Annotated in this window: 2 protein-coding genes; one reads left to right on the forward strand and one right to left on the reverse strand. The window is 74.0% G+C overall.

What is annotated here, in order from left to right; all coding sequences use genetic code 11:
• Positions 1 to 23: 23 nt before the first annotated feature.
• Positions 24 to 416, reverse strand: a complete 393-nt coding sequence (locus ACFU6K_RS37940) for a hypothetical protein (protein WP_380671058.1) — start codon at positions 414 to 416, stop codon at positions 24 to 26.
• A 379-nt stretch (positions 417 to 795) separates the two neighbouring features.
• On the opposite strand from ACFU6K_RS37940, the gene ACFU6K_RS37945 reads away from it, so the two are divergent.
• The gene (locus tag ACFU6K_RS37945) at positions 796 to 1,836 is read left to right on the forward strand and encodes a nitroreductase/quinone reductase family protein (protein ID WP_380671060.1); all 1,041 of its coding nucleotides are present in this window, start codon (positions 796 to 798) and stop codon (positions 1,834 to 1,836) included.
• Positions 1,837 to 1,938: the final 102 nt, after the last annotated feature.

Genomic DNA, 1,938 nt, shown 5'->3' on the forward strand with positions numbered 1-1,938 from the left:
CCGGCGCTCCGGCGCTCCGGCGCTCAGCCTCCGAAGACGTCGCCCATCCATCCGATCAGGCGCGCTTCGAAGTCGGCGGCGGAGGTGATGTCCTGGGCCGGGATCGCACCGCCCGACTCCTGCTCCCCCGCCGTGACCAGCTTCTCCTCCCAGTCGGCGGCCAGGTAGGAGACGTCCGCCCAGCCCCCGCGGAAGAGCACCACCTCCAGTTCTCCACCGGTCGACGGGTCGGCCAGCTTCAGGCCGACCGAGTCCGGATCGACGACCCGGGCACGGTCCGTCTCCAGCGGCTGCGGCCACGGGGCGAGCCGGTCGCGCCAGGTGAGCGGACCCACCGTCAACCGGGCCGCACGCCACCTCGGGGCCCGGGCGGCGATCCGCGCGGCGGCGTCGTCGAGGTCCACCACACGTTCCACGGCGGCTTCCGCTTCCTCTCCGGTGGCGATCGTTCTCGTTGACAGCGCGTCCGCGGCCTGGCTCTAATGGGGGCGTGCAGCGCGGCGTCGGCCACAGAGTAGTGGGTCGGCCGACGGCCGAGCGAGCACCTTTCCGAAGGGACGATGCGCGATGAGCACTCTCTCCGCTTCCCTGATCTGACACCGGGCGGTCACCGCGCTGCCCGCGTGCGCGAACCGTGCCCCGTGACGGACGTCGCAGATGTCCGCGGACGTCGCCGGACGCGCGACCGGCCGTATCACCGGCTCCGGAACTCGGCGCCCGGCACTCGGCACCCGGCACCCGGCACCGCAGGTGACCGCGACTCCCCTTTCCTCTCTGGAGATCCACCACACACGCATGCCCATGTCCTTCAATCAGAACGTCATCGAGGAGTTTCGCGCCAACGGCGGGCGGGTCGGCGGCCCGTTCGAGGGCGGCGACCTGCTGTTGCTGACCACCACCGGGGCGCACTCCGGGCGGCCGCACACCGTGCCGCTCGGGTACGTCCGGGCGGAGGGGCTGCTCCTGGTCGTCGCCTCGGCCGCCGGGGCACCGGAACACCCCCAGTGGTACCGCAACCTCCTCGCCCACCCGGTGGTCCGGGTCGAGATCGGCACCGAAGCCTTCGACAGCGCGGGATTCGGCATCGAGGCCTTCGACACCGTCGCCGTGCCCGCCGAAGGCGACCGCCGGGAGCGGCTGTTCGCCGCCGTCGTCCGGCAGGCTCCGGGCTACGGCGACTACCAGGCGCACACCGACCGGGAGTTGCCGGTCGTCGTCCTGGAACAACCCGAGCCGCCCTCCGACGAACCCGCCCCGGTGGTGCGCAGCCTCGCCGACAAGCTACTGGAGGCCCACACCTGGCTGCGCGCACAGCTGCGCCACGTACGGGAGGAGGCGCACGCCCACGTCCCGGGCCGACCGGCCGCGCTCGGGCTGCAACTGCGCCAGCACTGCCTGGCCTTCTGCGACGGGCTGACGCACCACCACACCGGGGAGGACACCGCCGTGTTCCCCGCCCTCGCGCGCAGCCACCCGGAGCTGGCCGACGTCCTGGCGCGGCTCGACGAGCAGCACCGGGCCATCGGGCGGATCAAGGAGGAGTTGGTGACCCTGCTGGCCGGGATCGCGGTCACCGAGCCGGAACGGCTCCGCACGGAGCTGGACCGGATGTCCGCCGAACTGGAGGCGCACCTCGACTTCGAGGAGGCGGAACTGCTGCCGGTCCTCGCCGGCATCCCCTTCCCGCCGACCGGTCCGGCCCCGGGCAGGCCCGCGCCGAACGGGTCGACGCCGAACGGGTCCGCGCCGAACGGGTCGACGCCGAACGGGTCGACGCCGAACGGGTCCGCGCCGAACGGATCGGCGACGGACGGATCGGTGCCCACCGGCCGTTGAAACGGCGGTGCCGCCGTCCCCTCCCGAGACACGGCCGGGGGGGGCGGCCCCGGCCCCGCCCCCGCCGCGGCGGGACCGTCGCGGGCGACGCCCCGCGCCCCG

The sequence above is a fragment of the Kitasatospora sp. NPDC057512 genome, from assembly GCF_042802135.1.
Classification (GTDB): Bacteria; Actinomycetota; Actinomycetes; order Streptomycetales; family Streptomycetaceae; genus Kitasatospora.

Coding starts and splice junctions, on each gene's coding strand:
- ACFU6K_RS37945 (WP_380671060.1), top strand. CDS start 796: ATGCCCATGTCCTTCAATCAGAACGTCATCGAGGAGTTTCGCGCCAAC.